25 protein-coding genes are annotated in these 24,914 nt (G+C 57.8%); 19 read left to right on the plus strand and 6 right to left on the minus strand.

Features of this window, described 5'->3' with window-relative positions:
- Position 1 precedes the first annotated feature (1 nt).
- Complete coding sequence (locus ACOTX7_RS10545) at positions 2-346, plus strand: gamma-glutamylcyclotransferase family protein (RefSeq protein ID WP_045307822.1); 345 nt, start codon at positions 2-4, stop codon at positions 344-346.
- Positions 347-406: 60 nt separating this feature from the next.
- On the opposite strand, the gene ppa is transcribed toward ACOTX7_RS10545, so the two are convergent.
- Complete coding sequence (ppa, locus tag ACOTX7_RS10550) at positions 407-937, minus strand: inorganic diphosphatase (protein ID WP_006810347.1); 531 nt, start codon at positions 935-937, stop codon at positions 407-409.
- Positions 938-1,246: 309 nt separating this feature from the next.
- On the opposite strand from ppa, the gene ytfQ reads away from it, so the two are divergent.
- From ytfQ to ACOTX7_RS10575, 5 genes are all read left to right on the plus strand, one after another.
- Positions 1,247-2,203, plus strand: a complete 957-nt coding sequence (ytfQ, locus tag ACOTX7_RS10555; protein ID WP_039272999.1) for a galactofuranose ABC transporter substrate-binding protein YtfQ — start codon at positions 1,247-1,249, stop codon at positions 2,201-2,203.
- 103 nt (positions 2,204-2,306) lie between these two features.
- Positions 2,307-3,809: a galactofuranose ABC transporter, ATP-binding protein YtfR gene (gene ytfR, locus ACOTX7_RS10560; RefSeq protein ID WP_006810345.1), complete on the plus strand. Its 1,503-nt coding sequence runs from the start codon at positions 2,307-2,309 to the stop codon at positions 3,807-3,809.
- A gap of 10 nt (positions 3,810-3,819) precedes the next feature.
- Positions 3,820-4,845: a galactofuranose ABC transporter, ATP-binding protein YtfT gene (gene ytfT, locus ACOTX7_RS10565; RefSeq protein WP_221256826.1), complete on the plus strand. Its 1,026-nt coding sequence runs from the start codon at positions 3,820-3,822 to the stop codon at positions 4,843-4,845.
- Positions 4,832-5,833 (plus strand): galactofuranose ABC transporter, permease protein YjfF, encoded by a 1,002-nt coding sequence (gene yjfF / locus ACOTX7_RS10570; protein ID WP_205924711.1) that lies wholly within the window; start codon positions 4,832-4,834, stop codon positions 5,831-5,833. Before ytfT ends, yjfF begins: the two co-directional genes overlap by 14 nt.
- A 93-nt stretch (positions 5,834-5,926) precedes the next feature.
- Positions 5,927-7,495: a methyl-accepting chemotaxis protein gene (locus ACOTX7_RS10575; RefSeq protein ID WP_221256827.1), complete on the plus strand. Its 1,569-nt coding sequence runs from the start codon at positions 5,927-5,929 to the stop codon at positions 7,493-7,495.
- A 39-nt stretch (positions 7,496-7,534) separates the two neighbouring features.
- On the opposite strand, the gene fbp is transcribed toward ACOTX7_RS10575, so the two are convergent.
- On the minus strand, positions 7,535-8,533 hold the full coding sequence (gene fbp / locus ACOTX7_RS10580; protein ID WP_003856070.1) for a class 1 fructose-bisphosphatase: 999 nt from the start codon (positions 8,531-8,533) through the stop codon (positions 7,535-7,537).
- 179 nt (positions 8,534-8,712) lie between these two features.
- On the opposite strand from fbp, the gene mpl reads away from it, so the two are divergent.
- Complete coding sequence (gene mpl / locus ACOTX7_RS10585) at positions 8,713-10,086, plus strand: UDP-N-acetylmuramate:L-alanyl-gamma-D-glutamyl-meso-diaminopimelate ligase (protein ID WP_221256828.1); 1,374 nt, start codon at positions 8,713-8,715, stop codon at positions 10,084-10,086.
- 86 nt (positions 10,087-10,172) lie between these two features.
- On the opposite strand, the gene yjgA is transcribed toward mpl, so the two are convergent.
- On the minus strand, positions 10,173-10,724 hold the full coding sequence (gene yjgA / locus ACOTX7_RS10590; RefSeq protein WP_003856072.1) for a ribosome biogenesis factor YjgA: 552 nt from the start codon (positions 10,722-10,724) through the stop codon (positions 10,173-10,175).
- 95 nt (positions 10,725-10,819) lie between these two features.
- On the opposite strand from yjgA, the gene pmbA reads away from it, so the two are divergent.
- Together pmbA and cybC are read left to right on the plus strand one after the other, a co-directional pair.
- Positions 10,820-12,172, plus strand: coding sequence for a metalloprotease PmbA (pmbA, locus tag ACOTX7_RS10595; RefSeq protein WP_221256829.1), 1,353 nt, complete (start codon positions 10,820-10,822; stop codon positions 12,170-12,172).
- Between the two features lie 42 nt (positions 12,173-12,214).
- Positions 12,215-12,601: a cytochrome b562 gene (gene cybC, locus ACOTX7_RS10600; protein ID WP_221256830.1), complete on the plus strand. Its 387-nt coding sequence runs from the start codon at positions 12,215-12,217 to the stop codon at positions 12,599-12,601.
- 70 nt (positions 12,602-12,671) lie between these two features.
- On the opposite strand, the gene ACOTX7_RS10605 is transcribed toward cybC, so the two are convergent.
- Positions 12,672-12,827 carry a Hok/Gef family protein gene (locus ACOTX7_RS10605; protein WP_045908049.1) on the minus strand — a complete coding sequence of 52 codons (156 nt, stop codon included), beginning with the start codon at positions 12,825-12,827 and terminating at the stop codon, positions 12,672-12,674.
- Between the two features lie 416 nt (positions 12,828-13,243).
- Between ACOTX7_RS10605 and ACOTX7_RS10610 the strand changes: the two genes are divergently transcribed.
- From ACOTX7_RS10610 to ACOTX7_RS10655, 10 genes are all read left to right on the plus strand, one after another.
- Positions 13,244-13,582, plus strand: coding sequence for a glycine dehydrogenase (locus ACOTX7_RS10610; protein WP_421626077.1), 339 nt, complete (start codon positions 13,244-13,246; stop codon positions 13,580-13,582).
- Between the two features lie 10 nt (positions 13,583-13,592).
- Entirely contained in the window at positions 13,593-13,955 is a 363-nt protein-coding gene (locus ACOTX7_RS10615) for an SFCGS family glycine-rich protein (protein WP_006810339.1), read from the plus strand.
- Positions 13,956-13,957: 2 nt separating this feature from the next.
- On the plus strand, positions 13,958-14,257 hold the full coding sequence (locus tag ACOTX7_RS10620; protein ID WP_006810338.1) for a DUF4312 family protein: 300 nt from the start codon (positions 13,958-13,960) through the stop codon (positions 14,255-14,257).
- 22 nt (positions 14,258-14,279) lie between these two features.
- Positions 14,280-15,056: a DUF4311 domain-containing protein gene (locus ACOTX7_RS10625; RefSeq protein ID WP_006810337.1), complete on the plus strand. Its 777-nt coding sequence runs from the start codon at positions 14,280-14,282 to the stop codon at positions 15,054-15,056.
- Positions 15,057-15,069: 13 nt separating this feature from the next.
- On the plus strand, positions 15,070-15,711 hold the full coding sequence (locus ACOTX7_RS10630; protein ID WP_003856081.1) for a DUF4310 family protein: 642 nt from the start codon (positions 15,070-15,072) through the stop codon (positions 15,709-15,711).
- Positions 15,712-15,753: 42 nt separating this feature from the next.
- Positions 15,754-16,887, plus strand: a complete 1,134-nt coding sequence (locus ACOTX7_RS10635) for an amidohydrolase/deacetylase family metallohydrolase (protein WP_221256831.1) — start codon at positions 15,754-15,756, stop codon at positions 16,885-16,887.
- Complete coding sequence (locus tag ACOTX7_RS10640) at positions 16,871-17,989, plus strand: DgaE family pyridoxal phosphate-dependent ammonia lyase (protein WP_221256832.1); 1,119 nt, start codon at positions 16,871-16,873, stop codon at positions 17,987-17,989. Before ACOTX7_RS10635 ends, ACOTX7_RS10640 begins: the two co-directional genes overlap by 17 nt.
- Positions 17,986-18,726, plus strand: coding sequence for a 2-dehydro-3-deoxy-phosphogluconate aldolase (dagF, locus tag ACOTX7_RS10645; protein ID WP_221256833.1), 741 nt, complete (start codon positions 17,986-17,988; stop codon positions 18,724-18,726). The genes ACOTX7_RS10640 and dagF overlap by 4 nt, the downstream gene beginning before the upstream one ends.
- 126 nt (positions 18,727-18,852) lie before the next feature.
- Entirely contained in the window at positions 18,853-19,989 is a 1,137-nt protein-coding gene (locus tag ACOTX7_RS10650) for a lactonase family protein (RefSeq protein ID WP_260630841.1), read from the plus strand.
- Positions 19,990-20,008: 19 nt separating this feature from the next.
- A complete protein-coding gene (locus ACOTX7_RS10655; RefSeq protein ID WP_047354585.1) occupies positions 20,009-21,919 on the plus strand; it encodes a BglG family transcription antiterminator in 1,911 nt (636 codons plus the stop codon).
- A gap of 32 nt (positions 21,920-21,951) precedes the next feature.
- Here ACOTX7_RS10655 and nrdG read toward each other — a convergent pair whose 3' ends face one another.
- Positions 21,952-22,416 carry an anaerobic ribonucleoside-triphosphate reductase-activating protein gene (nrdG, locus tag ACOTX7_RS10660; protein WP_006810331.1) on the minus strand — a complete coding sequence of 155 codons (465 nt, stop codon included), beginning with the start codon at positions 22,414-22,416 and terminating at the stop codon, positions 21,952-21,954.
- A 105-nt stretch (positions 22,417-22,521) separates the two neighbouring features.
- Positions 22,522-24,660 carry an anaerobic ribonucleoside-triphosphate reductase gene (nrdD, locus tag ACOTX7_RS10665; RefSeq protein WP_047354587.1) on the minus strand — a complete coding sequence of 713 codons (2,139 nt, stop codon included), beginning with the start codon at positions 24,658-24,660 and terminating at the stop codon, positions 22,522-22,524.
- Positions 24,661-24,914: the final 254 nt, after the last annotated feature.

A 24,914-nucleotide genomic window follows, 5' to 3' on the forward strand; every position in this document is an offset into this window, starting at 1 on the left:
AATGCGAATATTTGTTTACGGCAGTTTACGAACCAAGCAAGGCAACAGCCACTGGATGACCAACGCCCAGTTGCTGGGAAATTACACAATCGAAAACTACCAGTTGTACAGTCTGGGCCACTATCCAGGCGCGGTTCCGGGGAACGGAACGGTACAGGGTGAGGTTTATCGTATTGATAATGCTACGCTGGCCGAACTTGATGCCCTGCGCACCAGGGGCGGTGAATACGCTCGCCAGTTGATCCAGACGCCTTACGGTAGTGCATGGATGTACGTGTACCAACGTTCGGTTGACGGGTTAACGCTGATTGAAAGCGGTAACTGGTTAGACAGAGACCAGTTCTGAAAAACGACAACGCCACCGTAAGGTGGCGTTGTTTATTGTGCCTGGTATCAGCAGTAAGAATTACTTCTTAGCAGCACGCTCGAAAGACGCGATGATTTCTGCTTTCGCAGCTTCTGCGTTATCCCAGCCTTCAACTTTAACCCATTTGCCTTTTTCGAGGTCTTTGTAGTGCTCGAAGAAGTGGGCGATCTGCGCTTTCAGCAGCTCTGGCAGGTCGTTCACATCTTTAATGTGATCGTATTCTTTGCTCAGCTTGGTGTGCGGTACGGCAACCAGTTTCGCATCTTCACCCGCTTCGTCAGTCATTTTCAGCACGCCAACAGGACGGCAGCGAATAACGGAGCCTGGCTGCAATGGGTATGGCGTTGGGACCAGTACGTCAACCGGGTCACCGTCCAGAGACAGAGTGTGGTTGATGTAGCCGTAGTTGCACGGATAGAACATGGCAGTAGACATGAAACGGTCAACGAACAGCGCACCGGTGTCTTTGTCGATTTCGTATTTGATTGGATCTGCGTTGGCCGGGATTTCGATCACAACGTAGATGTCTTCTGGCAGTTCTTTACCCGCAGGGACGTTGAGTAAGCTCATGTCGGTGTCCTTTAAAATGGATGGTAAACAAGTGGCAGGTATTATAGCCAACTGGCGCTGAAAGTCTCCGCCTGTTTTCGTCTTCTCTCCCTCGCACCTTCACTTTTCAGACCGTTTCCATGACAGGATAATCCATAAACCTAGCCGCATTTTAAATGTTGAAATGAAAGCGATTACAAACTTGTGATTAACGTTTTATTCACTTTTCTGAAGTGTGATGTAACGCAATCCGTAACATATTCCATCGGCTATAGTTCATCCGCGGAACATCTTTTAACCAACAATAACCTACCCTACGAGGACGTTCATATGTGGAAGCGCTTACTTCTTGTTACAGCAGTTTCGGCAGCCATGTCGTCTATGGCGATGGCCGCCCCCTTAACCGTTGGATTTTCGCAGGTCGGATCTGAATCCGGCTGGCGCGCCGCTGAAACGAATGTGGCGAAAAGTGAGGCTGAAAAGCGCGGTATTACGCTGAAAATCGCCGATGGTCAGCAAAAGCAAGAGAACCAGATTAAAGCGGTGCGCTCGTTTATCGCTCAGGGCGTGGATGCCATCTTTATTGCCCCGGTTGTCGCCACGGGCTGGGAGCCGGTGCTGAAGGAAGCCAAAGATGCTGAAATTCCTGTCTTCCTGCTCGACCGTTCCATCGATGTTAAAGACAAATCTCTCTATATGACCACCGTCACCGCCGATAACGTCCTGGAAGGCAAACTGATTGGTGACTGGCTGGTGAAACAGGTGGATGGCAAGCCGTGTAACGTCGTGGAGTTGCAGGGCACCGTCGGCGCAAGCGTGGCTATCGACCGTAAGAAAGGTTTCGCGGAGGCCATCGCCAAAGCACCAAACATTAAGATCATTCGTTCTCAGTCCGGCGACTTCACCCGCAGCAAGGGTAAAGAGGTCATGGAAAGCTTCATCAAGGCTGAAAATAACGGCAAAAACATCTGCATGGTTTACGCCCACAACGACGACATGGTAATCGGCGCCATCCAGGCCATCAAAGAAGCGGGCCTGAAGCCGGGCAAAGATATCCTCACCGGCTCGATCGACGGCGTACCGGACATCTACAAAGCGATGATTGACGGTGAAGCGAACGCCAGCGTGGAGCTGACGCCGAACATGGCTGGTCCGGCATTCGATGCGCTGGAGAAATTCAAGAAAGACGGCACGATGCCTGAGAAAGTGACCGTTACCAAATCCACGCTCTACCTGCCGGACACGGCGAAAGAAGAGTTAGAGAAGAAGAAAAATATGGGTTACTGATCAAGTGAAATTGCCGGGTGGCGCTGCGCTTACCCGGCCTACGATACGCTCTTTTGTAGGCCGGGTAAGCGTAGCGTCATCCGGCTTGATGCAGGGGGAAACCATGACTACCGAACAACACCAGGAAATCCTCCGCACAGAGGGCCTGAGTAAATTTTTCCCTGGCGTTAAGGCGCTGGATAACGTTGATTTCAGCCTGCGGCGGGGGGAGATCATGGCGTTGCTCGGCGAAAACGGGGCGGGGAAGTCGACGCTGATTAAAACCCTGACCGGGGTCTATCACGCCGATCGCGGCGCTATCTGGCTGGAAGGTCACGCCATTTCGCCTAAGAACACCGCGCATGCCCAGCAACTGGGGATCGGGACGGTCTACCAGGAAGTGAACCTGCTGCCAAACATGTCGGTAGCGGATAACCTGTTTATTGGCCGCGAGCCACGACGCTTTGGCCTGTTGCGCCGCAAAGAGATGGAAGCGCGCGCCACAAAGCTGATGGAATCGTATGGCTTCTCTCTTGACGTGCGCGAACCGCTGAACCGCTTTTCCGTGGCGATGCAGCAGATTGTTGCCATCTGCCGGGCTATCGATCTCTCTGCGAAAGTGTTGATCCTCGATGAACCCACCGCCAGCCTCGATACCCAGGAAGTGGAAATGCTTTTTACCCTGATGCGCCAGCTGCGTAATCAGGGCGTCAGCCTGATTTTCGTGACGCATTTCCTCGATCAGGTTTACGAGGTGAGCGATCGCATTACGGTGCTGCGCAATGGCAGCTTTGTCGGCTGCCGGGAAACCCGCGAGCTGCCGCAGATCGAGCTGGTGAAAATGATGCTGGGCCGCGAGCTGGAGACCAACGCGCTCCAGCGCGCGGGCCGCACGCTGCTGAGCGAAAAACCGATCGCTGCGTTTCACGATTACGGCAAAAAAGGGATCATCGCGCCGTTTAACCTGGAGGTACGCCCCGGTGAAATTGTGGGTCTGGCGGGGCTGTTAGGCTCGGGGCGCACCGAAACCGCCGAAGTGATCTTCGGGATCAAACCTGCCGACAGCGGAACGGCGCTGATCAAAGGCAAACCACAAACGCTACGTTCACCGCATCAGGCGTCGTGCCTCGGCGTGGGCTTCTGCCCGGAGGACAGGAAAACGGACGGTATTATTGCCGCCGCCTCGGTGCGGGAAAACATCATCCTGGCGCTACAGGCCCAGCGCGGCTGGCTGCGTCCGATCCCGCGTAAAGAGCAGAACGCGATTGCCGAGCGCTTCATCCGCCAGCTCGGTATCCGTACCCCGAGCGCGGAACAGCCCATTGAGTTCCTCTCGGGCGGTAACCAGCAGAAGGTGTTGCTCTCTCGATGGCTGCTCACCAAACCGCAGTTCCTGATCCTCGACGAGCCGACGCGCGGCATCGACGTGGGCGCGCACGCCGAAATCATCCGGCTTATCGAAACGCTCTGTGCGGACGGGCTGGCGCTGCTGGTGATCTCGTCTGAGCTGGAGGAGCTGGTTGGCTATGCCGATCGCGTCATCATCATGCGCGATCGCAAACAGGTGGCAGAGATCCCGCTGGATAAACTGTCGGTTCCGGCGATCATGAATGCCATCGCGGCGTAAGGAGTCAAATGTGATGTCCCGTTCTCTTTCGCAAACTGGCGAAGCGAAGCGCCGCTTCAGCTGGCCGACCGGCACGCCGCAAATCGTGGCGCTGCTGCTGGTGCTGCTGGTGGATAGCCTGGTGGCTCCGCATTTCTTCCAGATCATCGTTCAGGATGGCCGCCTGTTTGGCAGCCCGATCGACATCTTAAACCGTGCCGCGCCCGTGGCGCTGCTGGCGATTGGTATGACGCTGGTGATTGCCACCGGCGGGATCGACCTCTCCGTCGGTGCGGTCATGGCGATTGCGGGGGCCACCGCCGCCTCAATGACCGTTGCCGGACACAGCCTGCCGGTGGTCCTGCTCGCCGCGCTGGGATCCGGCGTATTAGCCGGACTGTGGAACGGCATTCTGGTCGCGGTGCTCAAGATCCAGCCGTTTGTTGCGACGTTGATTTTGATGGTGGCCGGGCGCGGTGTGGCGCAGCTTATTACCTCCGGTCAAATCGTCACCTTTACCTCCCCGAGCCTGGCGTGGATCGGCAGCGGTAATTTTCTGTTCTTCCCGACGCCGGTGATCGTCGCGCTGGTGACGCTGGTGATGTTCTGGCTTTTCACCCGCAAAACGGCGCTCGGGATGTTCATCGAAGCGGTGGGGATTAACATTCGGGCCGCGAAAAACGCCGGGGTGAATACGCGGCTGATGGTGATGCTGACTTACGTGCTGAGCGGCGTCTGTGCCGCAATTGCCGGGGTGATCGTGGCCGCCGATATTCGCGGGGCGGATGCCAACAATGCCGGACTCTGGCTGGAGCTGGATGCGATCCTCGCGGTGGTTATCGGCGGTGGGTCGCTGATGGGCGGACGTTTTAATCTGCTGCTCTCGGTGGTGGGGGCGTTGATTATTCAGGGTATGAATACCGGTATTTTGCTCTCCGGGTTCCAGCCGGAGCTTAATCAGGTCGTCAAAGCGGTCGTGGTGCTTATCGTACTTATCGTGCAGTCGCCGCGCTTTATCACTCTCATTAAGGGGTTCCGCGGTCATGATAAAACGTAATTTGCCGTTAATGATCACGCTGGGCGTGTTCGTGCTGGGTTACCTCTACTGTCTGACCCAGTTCCCGGGCTTCGCCTCCACGCGAGTGATTTGCAATATTCTGACCGACAACGCGTTTCTCGGGATTATCGCCGTCGGTATGACGTTTGTGATCCTCTCCGGCGGGATCGATCTCTCCGTTGGCTCGGTGATCGCCTTTACCGGCGTGTTCCTTGCCAAAGCGATTGGCTACTGGGGTATTTCGCCGCTGCTGGCGTTCCCGCTGGTGCTGGCGATGGGCTGTGCGTTCGGCGCCTTTATGGGGCTTTTGATCGACGCGCTGAAAATACCGGCGTTTATCATTACCCTCGCGGGAATGTTTTTCCTGCGCGGCGTGAGCTATCTGGTGTCGGAGGAGTCGATTCCGATTAACCATCCGATCTACGACACGCTCTCCAGCCTGGCGTGGAAAATCCCCGGCGGGGGACGCCTGAGCGCAATGGGGCTGCTGATGCTGGGCGTGGTGGTGATTGGGATCTTCCTCGCCCACCGTACCCGGTTTGGTAATCAGGTTTATGCCATTGGCGGCAGCGCCACGTCCGCGAACCTGATGGGAATTTCCACGCGCAGCACGACCATCCGCATCTATATGCTTTCGACCGGGCTGGCCACGCTCGCGGGGATTGTGTTCTCGGTTTACACCCAGGCAGGCTATGCCCTGGCGGGAGTGGGCGTTGAGCTGGACGCCATTGCCTCGGTGGTGATTGGCGGTACGTTGCTCAGCGGCGGGGTGGGGACGGTGCTCGGCACGCTGTTTGGCGTGGCGATCCAGGGGCTGATTCAGACCTATATCAACTTCGACGGCACGCTCAGCTCCTGGTGGACCAAAATCGCCATCGGCATTCTGCTGTTTATTTTTATCGCCCTCCAGCGCGGCCTGACGGTGCTCTGGGAGAACCGTCAAAGCTCGCCTGTTACCCGTGTGAATACATCTGTAACAGAGCGATAACATGCTGAAATTGCTTAAACTCTAAACATTTTCCGGTAGCGGCCGATACTCTTTTTTTATGCCCAGAAATATCTCGCTACCGGAAATAACATCATGCTGAAAACGCTATCGATTCGTACCTGCTTGCTCTCTTTACTGGCCGTTATGACCCTTCTGCTGCTGATTGTCAGCGGCATCGGCATTTATGCCCTTACACAAAGTTCCGCTTCTCTCCAGCGCATCAATCACCTTCAGGGTGAACAGATGGTGCAGCTGAATTCCGGCTATACGCTGATCCTGCGCGCGCGTAACGAAGCGGGTCAGGCCGTCCGCATGATGGAGGTCGGCCTTCTGGACGATGCGGCCAGGGCGGTCAAAACCATTAATCAGGAAATGGCGCTGGCACAGAAAACGCTGAAGGGCGTGATCGGCAGTGGCGTGGCGGATGAGCAGGGACAAAAGCTGCTGGATAACGTCGCCGCGAGCCTGGCGGTGTACAACCAGCAGGGTATCAGCCCGATGCTGAAAGCCCTGAACGAGCAAAGCGCGGACAGCTATTACGATTTGCTGGAAAACAAGCTGGTCCCGGTGGCGAAGCAGTTTGATAACGCGATGCAGGCGTTCCAGGCATGGAGCGAGGCGCGCGGCAAAGCGGAGGTGAGCGCCGTGCAGGCGAGTAAAATCCGCGTGCTGATCCTGATTATCGTCGCGGCGCTGCTGACGGCTGGCATTATCGTGCTGGCCTGGCTGGTGCTGCGCCATATGCTGCTCAAGCCGCTTTCAGCCTCGATCGCCCAGCTGGAGCACGTGGCGGCTGGCGATTTAACCCACACCCTGAACGCGCCAGCGAGCCAGGAATTTAATCGCCTGAACGCGGCCATCGAAGGGATGCGCCAGTCGCTGATGGACTCGGTTCTGCGGGTGCGTGACGCCAGCTCGCAGATTGATACCGGCAGCCGCGAACTGACAGCCGGGAATATGAACCTGGCCCAGCGCACGGAATCCACCGCCACGTCGCTTGAGCAGACGGCCGCCAGCATGGAAGAGATCACCGCCACGGTGAAACTTAACGCCGATAACGCCGAGCAGGCGCACCAGCTGGCGAAGTCGGTCTCTGATACCGCCGATCACGGCAGCGAAATGGTCTGCTACGTCATCGAGAAGATGCGCGACATTTCCGGCAGTTCGGCGCGCATCGCCGACATCCTGAGCGTCATCGACGGCATTGCGTTCCAGACCAATATTCTGGCGCTGAACGCCTCCGTTGAAGCGGCGCGGGCGGGTGAGCAGGGGCGGGGTTTTGCGGTCGTGGCGGGTGAGGTGCGTAATCTCGCCAGCCGCAGTGCCGACGCGGCGAAAGAGATCCGCTCGCTTATCAGCGATTCACAAACTCACGTCAACGAGGGTAGCGAGCTGGCACAGCAGGCCGGTGAGACGATGGACGAGATCGCCACCGAAGTGCTGCGGATGACCAAACTGATGCGTGAAATTGCGACGGCGTCTCAGGAGCAGAGCCGCGGTATTGAGCAGGTGAATATCGCCGTCAATCAGATGGATGAAACCGCGCAGCAAAACGCGGCGCTGGTGCAGCAATCCTCTGCGGCAACACGTTCCCTGGAGGAGCAGTCGCGCGAGCTGATGGAAGCCATGGCCTCCTTCAAACTGACGGCGCAAACGGCATGACCAAAAAAAGGGGAGCCTGATGGCTCCCCTGTTTGTCCGTTACGCGTCCGGGAATTCGCGGATCATGCGCTCAACGTCATCCACCATATGGCGGTTGCCAACGAAGAACGAACGGCGCTGGTGCAGGCTTTCCGGCACGATATCCAGAATGCGCTCTTTACCGTCGCTCGCCTTGCCGCCAGCCTGTTCGGCCAGGAACGCCATTGGGTTGCACTCATACAGCAGACGCAGCTTCCCGTCCGGGTGGCTGGCGGTGCTTGGGTAGAGGTAAATACCGCCTTTCAGCAGGTTGCGGTGGAAATCCGCCACCAGCGAGCCGATATAGCGCGAGGTGTACGGGCGCTGCGTGGCTTTATCCTCTTCCTGGCAGAACTTGATGTACTTCTTCACGCCGTTCGGGAATTTGATGTAGTTGCCTTCGTTGATGGAGTAGGTGTTGCCCTTCTCCGGGAAGCGCATACGCTCCTGACACAGGCAGAATACGCCCAGGGACGGATCGTAGGTAAAGGCGTGTACGCCGCAGCCGGTGGTGTACACCAGCATGGTGGACGAGCCATACACCACGTAACCGGCGGCAACCTGTTTACTGCCCGGTTGCAGGAAGTCCTCTTCCGTCACCGGTGTGCCGACCGGCGTGACGCGGCGGTAGATGGAGAAAATGGTACCGACAGAAACGTTAACGTCGATGTTGGAGGAGCCGTCCAGCGGATCCATCAGAACAACGTATTTCGCGTGTTCACACCCTTCGAATACGACGATCTCATCTTCTTCTTCAGAGGCGATACCCGCAACGATGTCGCGCGCGCGCAGTGCTGCTTTCAGTTTTTCATTGGCGAACAGGTCGAGTTTCTGCTGAACCTCACCCTGAACGTTCTCGGCACCGCTGGCACCCAGGATATCGACCAGACCGGCCTTGTTGATATCGCGGTGGATGATCTTAGCGCCCAGCTTTATTGCCGACAGCAAAGCAGTGAGCTCACCCGTAGCATGAGAAAACTCGTGCTGCTTTTCGACAATAAATTCACCTAACGTTTTCATAACACTTTCCCTGCATCTTATGTTGAGTAAAGCGGTTGATGTCCAACAATCTTAACAAACATTCAAATATTAGCGCAGAGGTGAATCGCGCCAGCAAAATACGGATTTACCTGAAATGCGTTTCACAGCCGCTGACATGTGAGTAAAATGTGCGCCACATTGAAGAAGGATAGTGACGTATGCGCATTCATATATTGGGGATTTGTGGCACTTTCATGGGCGGACTGGCAATGCTGGCGCGCTCGCTGGGCCATGAAGTGACAGGTTCGGACGCCAATGTGTATCCGCCGATGAGCACGCTGCTGGAGAAGCAGGGAATTTCTCTGATTCAGGGATATGACGCCAGTCAGCTGGAGCCGCAGCCGGATCTGGTGATCATTGGTAATGCCATGACCCGTGGGAATCCATGCGTTGAAGCGGTGCTGGAACGCAATATCCCGTACATGTCTGGCCCGCAGTGGCTGCATGATTTTGTCCTGCGCGACCGCTGGGTTGTCGCCGTTGCCGGGACGCACGGCAAAACCACCACTGCCGGTATGGCGACCTGGATCCTTGAAGCCTGCGGCTACAAGCCGGGCTTCGTGATCGGCGGTGTGCCGGGGAATTTCGACGTCTCCGCGCGTCTGGGCGACAGCCCGTTCTTTGTGATTGAAGCGGATGAATACGACTGCGCATTCTTCGACAAGCGCTCCAAGTTCGTGCATTACTGCCCACGCACGCTGATCCTCAACAACCTTGAGTTCGATCACGCGGATATCTTTGACGACCTCAAAGCGATTCAGAAACAGTTCCACCATCTGGTGCGCATTGTTCCGGGTCAGGGGCGCATTATCCTGCCGGAGAACGACATCAACCTGAAACAGACTCTGGCGATGGGGTGCTGGAGCGAGCAGGAGCTGGTGGGCGAGCAGGGGCACTGGCAGGCGAAAAAGCGCAACGCGGATGCGTCCGAATGGGAAGTGCTGCTCGACGGTGAGAAAGTGGGCGAGGTGAAGTGGGGCCTGGTGGGCGAGCACAACATGCACAACGGCCTGATGGCGATCGCCGCGGCGCGTCACGTGGGCGTACTGCCTGCGGATGCGGCCAATGCGCTGGGCACGTTTATCAACGCCCGTCGCCGTCTGGAGCTGCGCGGTGAAGCGAATGGCGTGACGGTGTACGATGATTTCGCGCACCACCCAACCGCCATTCTGGCGACGCTCGCCGCATTGCGTGGCAAAGTTGGCGGCACCGCGCGTATTCTGGCCGTGCTGGAACCGCGTTCGAACACCATGAAAATGGGCATCTGCAAAGACGATCTTGCGCCATCCTTAGGCCGTGCCGACGAAGTCTTCCTCCTGCAACCGCAGCACATTCCGTGGCAGGTGGCGGAAGTGGCCGATGCCTGCATTCAGCCAGCGCACTGGAGTGCGGACGTAGATGTCTTAGCGGATATGGTGGTGAAAGCCGCACAGCCAGGCGATCACATTCTGGTGATGAGCAACGGCGGGTTTGGTGGGATCCATCAGAAGCTGCTGGACGGTCTGGCGAAGAAAGCCGCGACCGCAGAGTAAAAAAAGCCCGGTGGCGCTAGCGCTTACCGGGCCTACATTTTTTCTCCCTCGCCCCTCCGGGGAGAGGGCGGGGTGAGGGGAAGATATTACTCTTCGTTCTCAGACAGCTCGCGCAGATACTGGAAAATCAGACGCGCAGACTTCGGCGGCTTATTCCCTTCTTTCTCTTTCTTCGCGTTACGGATAAGCGATCGCAGCTGCTGGCGGTCGGCATTCGGCCACAGGTTCAGCACTTCAGGTACCGCGTCATCACCTTGCTCGATCAAACGATCGCGGATCTGCTCCAGCTTATGGAACAACGCAACCTGCTGGTTGTGGCGGTTTTTCAGCTTATCCAGTGCCTGACGGATCGGCTCAACGTCGCGCTGACGCAGCAGTTTCCCGATAAGCTGAAGCTGGCGGCGACGCCCTTCTTTCTTGATTTTCTGTGCCAGTTCAATGGCATCACGCAGATCCTGGTCAAGCGGGATCTTATCCAGCGCGTTTTTACCCAGTTCTACCATTTCTGCGCCAAGCTGTTTTAACTCTTCGGCGTCACGTTTAATTTCACTTTTACTGACCCAGATGATCTCATCATCTTCGTCTTCGATGTCATCACCGGGAACGTCGTCGAGCCAGTCTTCGGGCTGCTTAGTCATGTCAGGCTCCTTAAAAAAAGAGGCTAATGTTACCAGTTAAGACGCGCACTGAAAAACGGTTCTCTGTTAGACTTCACTTAACTCTCTCTTACAGTATGGCATTTGCGATGAAAGTAACCTCACAAGTTGAAGCGCAGCGTAAGATCCTGGAAGAAGCCGTCTCCACCGCGCTGACGCTCGCTTCAGGTAAATCAGATGGCGCCGAAGTGGCGGTCAGCAAAACCACCGGCATTAGCGTGAGTACCCGCTATGGCGAAGTGGAGAATGTAGAATTTAACAGCGATGGCGCGCTGGGGATCACGGTGTATCACCAGAATCGCAAAGGCAGCGCGTCGTCTACCGATCTCAGCCCGGATGCCATCGCCCGTACGGTGCAGGCGGCGCTGGATATCGCCCGTTACACCTCCCCGGATCCTTACGCTGGCGTGGCCGATAAAGAGCTGCTGGCGTTTGACGCGCCGGATCTCGATCTGTTCCACCCGGCGGAAGTGACGCCGGATGAAGCCATTGAGCTGGCCGCGCGTGCCGAGCAGGCCTCTTTACAGGCTGACAAACGCATCACCAATACCGAAGGCGGCAGCTTTAACAGCCACTACGGCATCAAAGTGTTCGGTAATTCCCACGGCATGTTGCAGGGGTACTGCTCAACCCGTCACTCGCTTTCCAGCTGCGTCATCGCCGAAGAGAACGGCGACATGGAGCGTGATTACGCGTATACCATTGGCCGCGCGCTGGGGGATTTGCAGTCTCCGGAGTGGGTGGGTAAGGAGTGCGCCGAACGCACGCTGTCACGCCTTTCGCCGCGTAAACTCTCCACGATGAAAGCCCCGGTCATTTTTGCCAATGAAGTGGCGACGGGCCTGTTTGGTCATCTGGTGGGGGCGATTGCGGGCGGTTCGGTGTACCGTAAATCGACCTTCCTGCTCGACTCGCTGGGCAAGCAGATCCTGCCGGAATGGCTGACCATCGAAGAACATCCGCACCTGCTGAAAGGGCTGGCCTCGACGCCGTTCGACAGCGAAGGCGTGCGCACGAAACGCCGTGATATCGTGAAAGATGGCGTGCTGACCCAGTGGCTGCTGACCAACTACTCTGCGCGCAAGCTGGGGCTGAAAAGCACCGGGCACGCGGGCGGGATCCACAACTGGCGCATTGCCGGACAGGGTCTCAACTTTGAGCAGATGCTGAAAGAGATGGGCACCGGCCTGGTGGTCACCGAGCTGATGGGGCAGGGCGTGAGCGGTATCACCGGCGATTACTCTCGCGGTGCGGCGGGCTTCTGGGTCGAAAACGGCGAAATTCAGTATCCGGTGAGCGAAATCACCATCGCCGGCAACCTCAAGGACATGTGGCGCAATATTGTTACGGTCGGTAACGATATTGAAACACGCAGCAATATTCAGTGTGGTTCTGTATTACTGCCGGAGATGAAAATCGCCGGGCAATAATACCCGTAAAAGCGTGATTAATAATAAAAAAGGAAGTGAGCAATGCGTAAACACCTGTTAGCGATCGTCGTGGCTTCAACGCTGGTTCTTGGTTCATCTGCGTTTGCTGCCGATCTCGAAGACAACATGGACATCCTCAGTCAAAACCTGAAGGTGGTGCAGAAAACCGACAATGCGGCGGAGATGAAAGACGCACTCACGAAGATGCGTGAAGCCGCGCTGGACGCGCAAAAAGCGACCCCACCGAAGCTGGAAAGCAAAGCGGCGGACAGCGCCGAAATGAAAGACTACCGTCACGGTTTTGACGTGCTGGTCGGCCAGATCGACGGTGCGCTGAAGCTGGCCAACGAAGGCAAAGTGAAGGAAGCCCAGGCGGCAGCCGATCAGTTTGTGACGACCCGCAACACGTATCACAAAAAGTATCGTTAATTGGGTGCCTGAGCTGTACGTCCTCTCCCCGTATGCGGAGGCGCATTATGCGCCCCCGCATCGTTGCTCCCTACTGGCCGGAGCGACAATCCATCCGCGCTGTCACTTCAAGCGAGCCGTTACGAAAACGGATCTCGCACAGTGTTTTCCTCGTCACCAGCGTTAAAATGATTATTGTCAAAGCAACAATCATCAAAACCCGGATAATTGGGGATTGGCGTTTCATGGATGCCTCCTTGCTTTTAAGCGGGCGAGGTAGCGAACTCCACGGTCCGACGTGTCGTTTCGAGCCCCCGCCCTGATTTTTTATCAGGCGGGGCTTTCCACTTTCCGTCCCATGCCTGAGACGGTCAGTCTCAAGCACCCGCCGCCACTCTAACGGATCCCCATAAGAAAACCTTATCCACGTCACATTTCTACGAGCCTGCTCGTAATCTTTTCCACTCTGCTTTCCTGTTTAGTGCCGCGTAATAGCGTGATATTCATCACGCAAATGTCGCAATTAATCCAGATTCACCGCATTTATGTGGCACAGATCACTGCCGCTGCTCGCCTTTCCACTTTGAAGTGGAAAACAACTCGCTACAAACATTTCCCCCCCGCCGTTAGTTTTATTCCAGAGCCATTAACGGGGTAAGACGAGTGATTAACGGAGCGGTAATGAACGACGTTGGGGAACAGGCGGTGCAAACAGAACAGCTCGCGAACACCATGCTTCAGCAGGTCTACGCCCTGCTGGCCCGGCACAACATCATCCCCAACGCGGTACAGGAGCAGATGCTGACCTCCCACGTTCGCGCAATGGCGCACCGGTCCGTGACCGGCGAGCCGCTGCCGGAGGTTGAAGCAGAACTGTTCGACGAAATTTCACCAGATTCAATGCAGCTTGCCCGTGAAGTGGTAGTGCAGTTTGGCAACCTTCCTGATGAAGAAGCCTGGCTGCTCTCCGTTCACTTCGAAGTCGCGAAAGACAACCTTTAAGGAGCAATACATGGAACAGATTACAGTCGTAATTGGCGATCGCCTGGGCAAAGGTCAGAAAGTGGCTGCCGGTGTGGAAAAGGCTGGCGGACGTGCGGTTGTCGTACCGGGTATGGCAGCGGATATGAAGCTCGGTGACGTGATGAAAGCAGAAAACGCCACCTTCGGCATCTCCTTCTGCGGCAGCGGCGGCGCGGGTGCCATCACCGCCCAAACCAAATATGGCTACAAGGCCAAATACGGCATGCGCTCCGTGGATGAGGGCGTGACCGCCATCAATGAAGGCTGCAACGTGCTGGGCTTCGGCTTTATGGATAAAGAAGAGTTGGGCGAGCGTCTGGTACAGGCGTGGCAGAAGAAGTACGGCGCATAAGCATGAAAGAACAGTTCACAACCACGGTGAGAGTGAAGGGGAAGGGCGACGCCAAAGCGCGCGCCTTTGCCGACGCCCTCAACCACGTTCAGGCCGCGGTGATGAAAGCCTCACCGCATATCTTACTGCGTATTGAGCCACAGGATGTGCAGGTTGTTCAGGCGCAAGAAGCGGTGCGAAAAGAAGCGTTTCTGTTCTTCTTTCTGCGCCGGGAAAGACGCACCTACAGCGTGGAGCTGGATGTGACCGTCAACGTGACCGCCATCAATCTTGACCAGGTGGATTTCGTCACGCAACGCTGATTATTCATAAAAGGGCAGACTGATGTTCTTAATTATATTAATAAAATCGCTCATCATTGGCGGCCTGGTTGGCGTCGGTGTTGGCGCCGGGGCTGCACGCATGTTTCATGCGCCTACCACTCAGGGTATGGGCGCGTTTCGTACGTTGGGGGAACTGAACTCCTGTGAAGGGGATCCGGCGTCCCACTTCTCCTTTGGGTTAGGTTTCTTCTTTAACGCCTGGGCCTCTTCCGTGGCCGCAGGTGCCTTCACACAGGACGTTGACCACCGCATCATCCCGAACTGGGGTGCAGCTGCACTGATGATCAAAAACCGTAACGTCGGCGAAACGCTGCATGACCCGCGCAAAATGGCGATTGCCTGCGGCATCATCGGCATGATTGTCGTGACCTTCCTTAACCTGACCGCCTCCTCCGTTCCGGCAGCGCTACAGGTCACCGCCGTGAAGGTGCTGGTGCCTGCCGCGAACCTGCTGGTCAACACCGTGATGCCGGTGATCTTCTGGCTGGCCGCTATCGACGCGGGTAAAAAATCAGGCTTCTGGGCCACCATCTTTGGCGGCGCGGCACAGCTGATTATGGGTAACGCCGTACCGGGCCTGGTGCTGGGGATCCTGATCGGCAAAGGCGTGGAAGAGAGCGGCTGGAACCACGTCACCAAAGTGATGATGGCGGCCATCGTCCTGCTGTTCGTGCTGAGCGGCTTCTTCCGCGGCTTCGACATGAAGATGATCGAATCCTTCCATCTGACCGTGCCGAACTGGCTCGACATGATCCACAACTCGCTCAGCGGTAAATAACAGGAGCCTCTACATGGAACAGAATAAAGGTTTTTGGTATGCCGACTGGTCGTTCCCGATCTTCGTTGGCCTGCTCTCCTCCGGCGTGTTTGCCGGGACGCACATGTACTACCTCTACGGCATCGGCGCGTTTAACGAAGTGGCCTTCGTGGCGATGCTGAAAGCGGGAATCGATACCGGCGTCTACGGCGCGGTGGCGGCGTTCGGCGCGAGCTTCCTGTTCGCCCGTATTATCGAAGGGTCGCTGGTGGGTATTCTTGATATCGGCGGCGCCATCCAGACCGGCGTGGGCCTCGGCGTTCCGGCGCTGCTGCTGGGCGCGGGGATCATGTTCCCGGTGACCAACTTCATTGCCTCGCTGATTACCGGCCTGGTGATTGGCCTGGCGATTGGCTACGTCATCATTCTGGCGCGTAAGTTCACCATCAATCAGAGCAACTCCACCTACGGCGCAGACGTGATGATGGGGGCGGGTAACGCCTCCGGCCGCTTCCTCGGGCCGTTGATTATCCTCAGCGCCATGACCGCCTCCATTCCCATCGGCGTTGGCTCTCTGGTCGGTGCGCTGCTGTTCTACATCTGGCAGAAGCCGATTACCGGTGGCGCCATCCTCGGCGCAATGATTTTGGGCTGGCTGTTCCCGGTCGCCCTTTAATACCCGCGGGCGCTCCGGCGCCCGCCTTCTCAGGAGATCCTCATGTTTGATTTACTCCTGCGCCGTGCGCGCCTCGCCGACGATACCCTGACCGATATCGCCATTCAGGACGGGAAGATCGCCGCGACGGGCGACATTGACGCTCCCGCCCGCAAGACGGTTGAGCTTAACGGTGACGTGTTCGTCAGCGCAGGCTGGATTGACTCCCACGTACACTGCTACCCGAACTCCCCGATTTACCACGACGAGCCGGACAGCGTGGGCATTGCCACCGGCGTGACCACGGTGGTGGACGCGGGCAGTACCGGGGCCGACGACGTGGACGATTTTTACGCCATCACCCGCAAAGCCTCCACCGAGGTGTTTGCCCTGCTGAACATCTCCCGCGTGGGGCTGATCGCCCAGAACGAGCTGGCCAATATGGCGAATATTGACGCCGAGGCGGTGAAGCAGGCGGTGACGCGCCACCCGGATTTTATCGTCGGCCTGAAGGCGCGCATGAGCAGCAGCGTGGTCGGTGAGAACGGCATCACGCCGCTGGAGCGGGCGAAAGCGATCCAGAAAGAGAACGGCGATCTGCCGCTGATGGTGCACATCGGCAACAACCCGCCGAACCTCGACGAAATTGCTGAATTGCTCAGTTCAGGCGACATCATCACCCACTGCTACAACGGCAAGCCCAACCGCATTCTGACGCCCTCCGGCGAGCTGCGTGCGTCCATTACGTCCGCCCTGAAGCGCGGCGTGCGCCTGGACGTCGGCCACGGCACGGCGAGCTTCAGCTTTAAGGTGGCGAAACGCGCCATCGGGATGGGCATTCTGCCGCACACCATCAGCTCGGATATCTACTGCCGCAACCGCATTAATGGCCCGGTTGGCTCGCTGGCAAGCGTAATGTCGAAATTCCTCGCCATCGGCATGTCGTTGCCGCAGGTGATTGACTGCGTCACCGCCAACGCCGCAGACGGCCTGCGCCTGACCCACAAAGGCCGCATTCAGCCTGGCCTCGACGCCGACCTGACGCTGTTTACCCTCAAGCGCCAGCCGACGGTGCTGACGGATGCTGAAAACGACAGTCTGCAAACTGAACACATTCTGGTGCCGCTTGCCGCGATCCGCGCGGGCAAGGGCTACATGACCGAACAAGGGAGCACGGAACATGCCTTCAATTTATGAGAAGTACAACTTAAAGCAGGTTATCAACACCTCTGGCCGCATGACGGCGCTGGGCGTCTCAACGCCGCGCCCGGACGTGGTGCAGGCGGCGATGGACGGCATGAATCACTATTTCGAGATGAAGGATCTGGTCAACAAAACCGGGGAATATATTGCGAAGCTGCTGGAGGTGGAAGGGGCGACGGTGGTCTCCTGCGCGTCGGCGGGCATTGCCCAGTCCGTGGCGGCGGTGCTGGTAAAAGACAGCGACTGGCTGCTGGAAAACCTGCACGTCACTCCGATTGAGAACAACGAAATCGTCCTGCCGAAAGGCCACAACGTCAACTTTGGCGCGCCGGTAGGCACCATGGTGGCGCTGGGCGGCGGCAAGCTGGTGGAGGCGGGCTACGCCAACGAATGTTCCGCCGATCAGCTCGCGGCGGCGATCACCCCGCGGACGGCGGCGATCCTCTACATTAAATCCCACCACTGCGTGCAGAAAAGCATGCTCAGCGTTGAGCAGGCAGCGGTGGTGGCGCGCAAGCACGATCTGCCGCTGATCGTTGATGCGGCAGCGGAAGAAGATCTGCATACCTATTACCGATCCGGCGCGGATCTGGTGATCTACAGCGGCGCGAAGGCGATTGAAGGCCCAACCAGCGGGCTGGTGATCGGCAAAACCCGGTACGTTGAGTGGGTGAAGCGCCAGACGGCGGGCATTGGCCGCGCGATGAAGGTGGGCAAAGAGGGCATTCTTGGCCTGACCTGCGCCATCGAACACTACCTGACGGCCACCAAAGAGAGCGGGGCCGAGATGGTGGCGAAGATGACGCCGTTTATCGACGCGCTCAACACCCTGAACGGCGTCACCGCGCGCGTGGTCTGGGACAGCGCCGGGCGTGACATCGCCCGCACCGAGATTAAGTTTGACGAAGCCACCACCGGCGTCGGCACCGGTGAGCTGGTGAAAGCGCTGAAGCAGGGCGAATATGCCATTTACTTCCGTGGCTATAAAGCCAACGAAGGGATTATCGAAGCGGATGTGCGCAGCGTAAATGCTGACCAGCTGAACATCGTCTACCGCCGCATTAGCGAAGTATTAGGACAGGAGAAAAACGCATGAAACTGACCCCCAACTTTTACCGTGACCGCGTCTGCCTGAACGTGCTGGCAGGATCGAAAGCCAATGCCAGCGCCATTTACGAGGCGGCGGAAGGTCATGTGCTGGTGGGCGTGCTCTCCAAAAATTACCCGGACGTGGCGAGCGCGGTCGCGGATATGCGCGAATACGCAGCCCTGATTGATAACGCGCTCTCCGTAGGGCTGGGCGCGGGGGATCCGAACCAGTCGGCGATGGTGAGTGAAATCTCCCGCCAGGTACAGCCGCAGCACGTTAACCAGGTCTTTACCGGCGTGGCCACCAGCCGCGCGCAGCTGGGGCAGAATGAGTCGGTGGTCAACGGCCTGGTCTCCCCGACCGGCACCGTCGGCATGGTGAAAATCTCCACCGGCCCGCTGAGCAGCACGGCACCGGACGGCATTGTGCCGGTTGAAACCGCCATTGCCCTGCTGAAAGATTTCGGAGGCAGCTCCATCAAATACTTCCCGATGGGCGGCCTGAAGTGCCGTGACGAATATCAGGCGGTGGCGGAAGCCTGCGCCCGTCACGACTTCTGGCTGGAGCCGACGGGTGGTATCGATCTGGAAAACTATGAGGAGATCTTGCAGATCGCCCTTGACGCGGGCGTGAGCAAAATCATCCCGCACATCTACAGTTCAATTATCGACAAGGCCAGCGGCGACACGCGTCCGGAAGACGTGCGTACCCTGCTGGAAATGACGAAGAAGCTGGTGAAGTAACAAAAAAAACTACACCCCTCACCCCGGCCCTCTCCTCAAAGGGGAGAGGGTGTAATCGTCCCCTCTCCCCTTTGGGGAGAGGATTGGGGTGAGGGGAGAAATACCGCACAAATCCAAGGAGCCATCATGCACACCCGTAACCTGCTTGTCGCTTCACTCTCTTTGCTTGCTACCTCTGCAATCGCCCAGACCCAGTACGCCTGGGTCGGCACCTATAATCCCAACGGCGAAGGGCTGTACCGCTTTACCGTCGATCCGCAAACCGGCGCTCAGGCGAATAAAACGCTGGTGAGCAAATTGCCGAACGCCGCGCAGCTGACCGTCTCGCACGACGGCAAGACGCTGTATCTGGCAAGCGAAGTGGAGCAGGGCGTGGTGCAGGCGCTGCGGGTGGGGGATAACGGTGATCTGAGCGAGCTGAATCAGGTGGCCTCCGGCGGTGCCGGTCCGGTCTATCTTTCGCTGACGCCAAACGGCAAACACCTGCTGGTGGCAAACTACATCAGCGGAACTGTCGCGGTGCTGCCCGTTAACGCAGACGGCAGCCTGGGTGAGGCTACGGACACCCATCAGGATCGGGGCGAACCGGGCGCGGCGAAGCCGGAAGCGGCCGTCGAGGGCAGTTTCGCCATCAGCGATCATAACGGCCCGCATGCGCACATGATCGCCGCCGATCCGAGCGGTAAATACGTGTTTTCCACCGATCTTGGGCTGGATCGCATCTATCAGTACCGTTTTGACGATCAAACAGGAAAGCTGACCCCGAACGATCCGCCGTTTATCAGCGCCTCGTCGAAAGGGGCCGGTCCGCGCCACTTCGTCTTTACACCGAAGGGCGATGCCCTGTGGCTGATTAACGAAGAGGCGTCTACGCTCACCCATTATGTGCTGGACAGCAATGGCAGGCTGAAAGAGGGCAAAACGGTTTCAGCCCTGCCGGACGGTTATAAAGGCACCAGTTTTGCTGCCGGGCTGGCGCTAAGCGCCGACGGGAAACAGCTGTATGTCGCTAACCGTTTGCATAACAGCATCGGGCACTTTACCGTAACGGCGGAGGGGACGCTGACGCATCAGGACGATGTCTGGACGCGGGGCGACTATCCGCGCACCCTGACCCTCGATAAGCAGGGGCGCTGGCTGTACGTCATGAACCAGCGCAGCGACAACATTACCCGTTTCCGCGTGGCGCCGGACGGCAAGCTGAGCGCCGGGCCAGACTATACCCCGGTCGGCAGCCCATCCCAGATGGTCATTTCACCCTGAGCAGTAAGAGGACAACGACGTGCGATTTCCGAACCAACGTTTAGCGCAACTTTTCGATCTGTTGCAAAACGAGACGCTGCCGCAGGACGAGCTGGCGCAGCGGCTGTCGGTCTCCACGCGAACCGTCCGGGCGGATATCACCGCCCTGAACGCGCTGCTGGCCAGCCACGGCGCGCAGTTCATTTTGAGCCGGGGCAACGGCTATCAGCTCAAAATTAATGATGTGGCGCGCTATCAACAATTGCAGGCATCCCATCCGCGCGCGCTGCGCATTCCGCGAACCGGACCGGAGCGCGTGCACTATCTGGTGGTGCGTTTTCTGACGTCAGCCTTTTCTCTCAAGCTGGAGGATCTGGCCGATGAGTGGTTCGTCAGCCGGGCCACCTTGCAGAGCGACATGGTGGAAGTGCGTGAGTGGTTTCATCGTTACAACCTGACGCTGGAAACCCGCCCGCGCCACGGCATGAAGCTGTTTGGCAGCGAGATGGCGATCCGCGCCTGCCTGACCGACCTCCTGTGGGAGCTGGCGCAGCAGGATAGCCTGAACCCGCTGGTGACCGACGTGGCGCTCAACGCAGGCGTGGCGGAAAAGATGGTGCCCGTGCTGCACGACGCGCTGACGCGCCATCATATTCGCCTGACCGACGAAGGCGAACTGTTCCTGCGGCTGTACTGTGCGGTGTCGGTGCGCCGTATCAGCGAGGGCTATCCGCTGCCGGAGTTTCACGCGGAAGACGTGGAAGAGAACGTGCGCGAGGCGGCGAAAGATATCGCGGTGGCTATCCAGGAGCTGGCGGGCAAAGCGCTGTCGCCTTCCGAAGAGAGCTGGCTGTGCGTGCACATTGCGGCGCGGCAGATCCAGGAGATCGCCCCCAGCGCGATTAATGCCGACGACGACGAAGCCCTGGTCAACTACATTCTGCGCTACATCAATACCCACTATAACTACAACCTGCTCAGCGATGAGCAACTGCATGCGGATCTGCTCACGCACATCAAAACCATGATCACCCGCGTGCGGTATCAAATCATGATCCCCAATCCGCTGCTGGATAACATCAAGCAGCACTACCCGATGGCGTGGGATATGACGCTGGCGGCGGTGTCGAGCTGGGGCAAATACACCCCGTATGTGATCAGCGAAAACGAAATTGGTTTTCTGGTGTTGCATATCGGCGTCGGGCTGGAGCGCCATTACAACATCGGCTACCAGCGCCAGCCGCGCGTGCTGCTGGTGTGCGACGCCGGTAACGCGATGGTGCGCATGATCGAGGCGGTGCTTCAGCGCAAGTACCCGCAGATTGAGGTGACGCGCACGCTCACCCTGCGCGAGTACGAGCTTGCCGATGCCATCGGTGAAGACTTTGTGATCTCCACCGCCCGCGTGAGCGAAAAATCCAAACCGGTGGTGATGATCGCCCCGTTCCCGACCGATTATCAGTTAGAGCAGATCGGCAAGCTGGTGCTGGTGGACCGCACCCGCCCGTGGATGCTGGAGAAATACTTCGACGCGGCCCATTTCCGCATTCTCGACAAGCCTGTCGACCAGCAAACGCTGTTCCGCGAACTGTGCGGGCAGCTTGAAGGCGAAGGTTTTGTCGGCGCGGAGTTTCTGGATTCGGTCATCGAGCGTGAAGCCATCGTCAGCACCATGCTTGGCGACGGCATTGCGCTGCCGCACTCCCTCGGCCTCCTGGCGCAGAAAACGGTGGTCTACACCGTGCTGGCGCCGCAGGGCATTCAGTGGGGAGATGAAACCGCCCATGTCATCTTCCTGCTCGCCATCAGCAAAAGCGAGTACGAAGAGGCAATGGCGATTTACGACATCTTTGTCACCTTCCTGCGTGAACGGGCGATGGCGCGCCTGTGCCAGTGCGAGGATTTCGCGGCGTTCAAGGCGGTGGCGATGGAGAGTTTGAGTCGGTTTTGACGTTCAGGCGGACTGAGGATATCCGCCTTCATTCAACGCAGATGATGCACAACCTGGTTGCTGCTGCCGCGCCAGATAAGCATAGGATCTTTTAGATCCTGCACGAACTTGCCGTCGACCAGGACGTTAATCAGATCCACCACTTCCCTCTGCTGCGCATTCAGTTCATCCAGCTTATAGCCCGTCCAGACCCAGATGTCTTTTCCCGCGCACTCGCGGCGGATGCGTTTTACCAGCTTCAGGATCGCCGGCACGTTTTGCGGATGGAGCGGGTCGCCGCCGGAGAGGGAGATCCCCTGGCGTTTGATGCGGGTGTCGTTCAGGTCGTTGATGATGCGATCTTCCATCTCCGCGGTGAACGGCATACCCGAGTTCAGGCGCCAGGTGCTTTTGTTGTAGCAGCCGGGGCACTCGTGAACGCAGCCTGATACAAACAGGGTGCAGCGGGTGCCGGGACCGTTAACGATGTCGACGGGGTAGTACTGGTGATAGTTCATCGCGAATAACCACGCCGGGTGTCGCTGCGCTTACCCGGCCTACAAAAGAGAGCGGTCCGTAGGCCCGGTAAGCGCAGCGCCACCGGGCATTAACGTGGCAGCGGATTACCCGATCTGCCCATTCCCCAGATGCTTCACGCGGCGCTTCACCTCTTCCTGCTTACCGGCGTTAAACGGGCGGGCATCCGGGCTGCCGAGATAGCCGCACACGCGGCGGGTCACGGAGACGCGGGCGGCATCGTGATTACCGCATTTCGGGCAGGTGAAGCCTTTGCTGGTGCACTCAAACTCACCGGTAAAGCCGCACTCGTAGCACTCGTCGATTGGCGTGTTGGTCCCGTAATACGGCACGTGCTGATAGCTGTAATCCCACACGTCCTCCAGCGCCTTCAGGTTGTGCTGAATGTTCGGGTACTCGCCGTAGCAGATAAAACCGCCGCTGGCGACAGGCGGATAGGCCGCCTCGAAGTCGATCTTGTCGTACGGGTTCACCTTCTTCTCCACGTCGAGGTGGAAGCTGTTGGTGTAGTAACCTTTGTCGGTCACCCCTTCCACGATGCCGAACTCGGCGGTATCCAGACGGCAGAAGCGATCGCAGAGGTTTTCGCTCGGCGTGCTGTACAGGCTGAAACCGTAGCCGGTCTCGTCTTTCCACTGATCTACCGCATCGCGCAGGCGCTGCACAATCGCGATGCCTTTTTCACGCAGGGCGTCGTTGTCATAGATGTGCTTGTTGCCAAACAGTGCGTTAATCGTTTCGTGAATGCCGATATAGCCGAGAGAGATCGACGCGCGACCGTTTTTGAAGATCTCCGACACGTCATCATCCGCTTTCAGGCGCACGCCGCAGGCCCCTTCCATATAGAGAATTGGCGCGACGCGGGCTTTGACCCCTTCAAGGCGGGCGATGCGGGTCATCAACGCCTTACGTGCCAGTTGAAGGCGCTCATCCAGCAGCGTCCAGAAGGCCGCTTCATCACCTTTGGCTTCCAGGGCGATGCGCGGCAGGTTAAGGCTGATCACGCCCAGGTTGTTGCGCCCGTCGTGGATCTGCTCGCCGTTTTCATCTTCATACACGCCGAGGAAGCTGCGGCAGCCCATTGGTGTCTTAAACGAACCGGTTACTTTCACTACCTGGTCGTAGTTCAGGATGTCCGGGTACATGCGCTTGCTCGCGCACTCCAGCGCCAGCTGCTTGATGTCGTAGTTCGGGTCGCCAAATTTGTGGTTCAGGCCGTCGCGGATCGCGAACACCAGCTTCGGGAACACCGCGGTTTTGCGATTCTTGCCGAGGCCGGAGATACGGTTGCGCAGAATAGACTGCTGGATCAGGCGCGATTCCCAGCTGGTGCCGAGACCAAATCCAAAGGTCACAAACGGCGTCTGGCCGTTGGCGGTGTGCAGCGTGTTTACCTCATATTCCAGCGACTGGAACGCGTCGTAACACTCTTTCTCGGTGCGGGAACGGGCATAACCGTCGGCGTCCGGGATCTGCCACTCTTCCGCCGTTTTACGGTGCTTGTTGAAGCTCTCGGTCACGAACGGGGCCAGCACTTCATCGATGCGGTTAATGGTGGTGCCGCCATAGATATGGCTCGCCACCTGGGCGATGATCTGCGCCGTGACCGCCGTCGCGGTGGAGATGGATTTCGGCGGCTCAATCTCCGCGTTACCCATTTTGAAACCCTGGGTCAGCATGCCTTTCAGGTCGATCAGCATGCAGTTAAACATCGGGAAGAACGGCGAGTAGTCGAGATCGTGATAGTGGATCTCACCGCGCTCGTGCGCCGATACCACATCGCGCGGCAGCAGGTGCTGGCGGGCATAGTGCTTGGCGACGATACCGGCCAGCAGGTCGCGCTGGGTCGGGATCACTTTACTGTCTTTATTGGCATTTTCATTGAGCAGCGAAGAGTTGGTTTGCTCTACCAGGCCGCGGATCTCCTGGTTCAGGCGACCGCGTTTCTCACGCTGCACGTCACGGTCGTGACGATACTCAATGTAGGCGCGCGCCAGCTGCTTGTACGGACCAGACATCAGCTGGTTTTCAACCGCGGTCTGGATCTCGTTGATATCCACCTGGCTGCGTTCATGCATCTGGCTGCTAACGACTTCTGCGACGGTGGCGCAGTAATCTGCGTCATCGACTCCCGCTGCTTTAGCTGCACGCAGAATGGCTTCTTTGATGCGCTCTGATTTAAACGGCACTTTACAGCCATCACGTTTCATCACATGCGGTGTCATGATCACTCCATTTTAAAAACAGGTTATCCACAGAGGTGGAGAAGTATTCACCGGGCGTATTCTTCGCCGCGCCAAAGACTTCCCGCGTTCCCAGCTCGTGTTATCCACAATTCCGGCCAGCGTAAGCGCCGTCTTGTTGTTGGAATAGTAGACGATAAATACAAGATGTTGGGTCGGCGTGCATTTTAAGTGCTACATATAGTGATTTGCATCAAACAAGTTTGCGGTTTTTTTGATGCAGGACAAAGTAAAAA

This window comes from Enterobacter cloacae complex sp. IR5418, from assembly GCF_049238105.1.
GTDB lineage: Bacteria > Pseudomonadota > Gammaproteobacteria > Enterobacterales > Enterobacteriaceae > Enterobacter > Enterobacter hormaechei.

Coding starts and splice junctions, on each gene's coding strand:
- yjfF (WP_205924711.1), top strand. CDS start 4,832: ATGATAAAACGTAATTTGCCGTTAATGATCACGCTGGGCGTGTTCGTG.
- yjgA (WP_003856072.1), bottom strand. CDS start 10,724: ATGACTAAGCAGCCCGAAGACTGGCTCGACGACGTTCCCGGTGATGAC.
- dagF (WP_221256833.1), top strand. CDS start 17,986: ATGAAACTGACCCCCAACTTTTACCGTGACCGCGTCTGCCTGAACGTG.
- fbp (WP_003856070.1), bottom strand. CDS start 8,533: ATGAAAACGTTAGGTGAATTTATTGTCGAAAAGCAGCACGAGTTTTCT.
- nrdG (WP_006810331.1), bottom strand. CDS start 22,416: ATGAACTATCACCAGTACTACCCCGTCGACATCGTTAACGGTCCCGGC.
- ACOTX7_RS10640 (WP_221256832.1), top strand. CDS start 16,871: ATGCCTTCAATTTATGAGAAGTACAACTTAAAGCAGGTTATCAACACC.
- ACOTX7_RS10630 (WP_003856081.1), top strand. CDS start 15,070: ATGGAACAGAATAAAGGTTTTTGGTATGCCGACTGGTCGTTCCCGATC.
- ACOTX7_RS10635 (WP_221256831.1), top strand. CDS start 15,754: ATGTTTGATTTACTCCTGCGCCGTGCGCGCCTCGCCGACGATACCCTG.
- ytfR (WP_006810345.1), top strand. CDS start 2,307: ATGACTACCGAACAACACCAGGAAATCCTCCGCACAGAGGGCCTGAGT.
- pmbA (WP_221256829.1), top strand. CDS start 10,820: ATGGCATTTGCGATGAAAGTAACCTCACAAGTTGAAGCGCAGCGTAAG.
- ppa (WP_006810347.1), bottom strand. CDS start 937: ATGAGCTTACTCAACGTCCCTGCGGGTAAAGAACTGCCAGAAGACATC.
- cybC (WP_221256830.1), top strand. CDS start 12,215: ATGCGTAAACACCTGTTAGCGATCGTCGTGGCTTCAACGCTGGTTCTT.
- ACOTX7_RS10625 (WP_006810337.1), top strand. CDS start 14,280: ATGTTCTTAATTATATTAATAAAATCGCTCATCATTGGCGGCCTGGTT.
- nrdD (WP_047354587.1), bottom strand. CDS start 24,660: ATGACACCGCATGTGATGAAACGTGATGGCTGTAAAGTGCCGTTTAAA.
- ACOTX7_RS10545 (WP_045307822.1), top strand. CDS start 2: ATGCGAATATTTGTTTACGGCAGTTTACGAACCAAGCAAGGCAACAGC.
- ACOTX7_RS10615 (WP_006810339.1), top strand. CDS start 13,593: ATGGAACAGATTACAGTCGTAATTGGCGATCGCCTGGGCAAAGGTCAG.
- ACOTX7_RS10605 (WP_045908049.1), bottom strand. CDS start 12,827: ATGAAACGCCAATCCCCAATTATCCGGGTTTTGATGATTGTTGCTTTG.
- ytfQ (WP_039272999.1), top strand. CDS start 1,247: ATGTGGAAGCGCTTACTTCTTGTTACAGCAGTTTCGGCAGCCATGTCG.
- ACOTX7_RS10650 (WP_260630841.1), top strand. CDS start 18,853: ATGCACACCCGTAACCTGCTTGTCGCTTCACTCTCTTTGCTTGCTACC.
- ACOTX7_RS10620 (WP_006810338.1), top strand. CDS start 13,958: ATGAAAGAACAGTTCACAACCACGGTGAGAGTGAAGGGGAAGGGCGAC.
- ACOTX7_RS10575 (WP_221256827.1), top strand. CDS start 5,927: ATGCTGAAAACGCTATCGATTCGTACCTGCTTGCTCTCTTTACTGGCC.
- mpl (WP_221256828.1), top strand. CDS start 8,713: ATGCGCATTCATATATTGGGGATTTGTGGCACTTTCATGGGCGGACTG.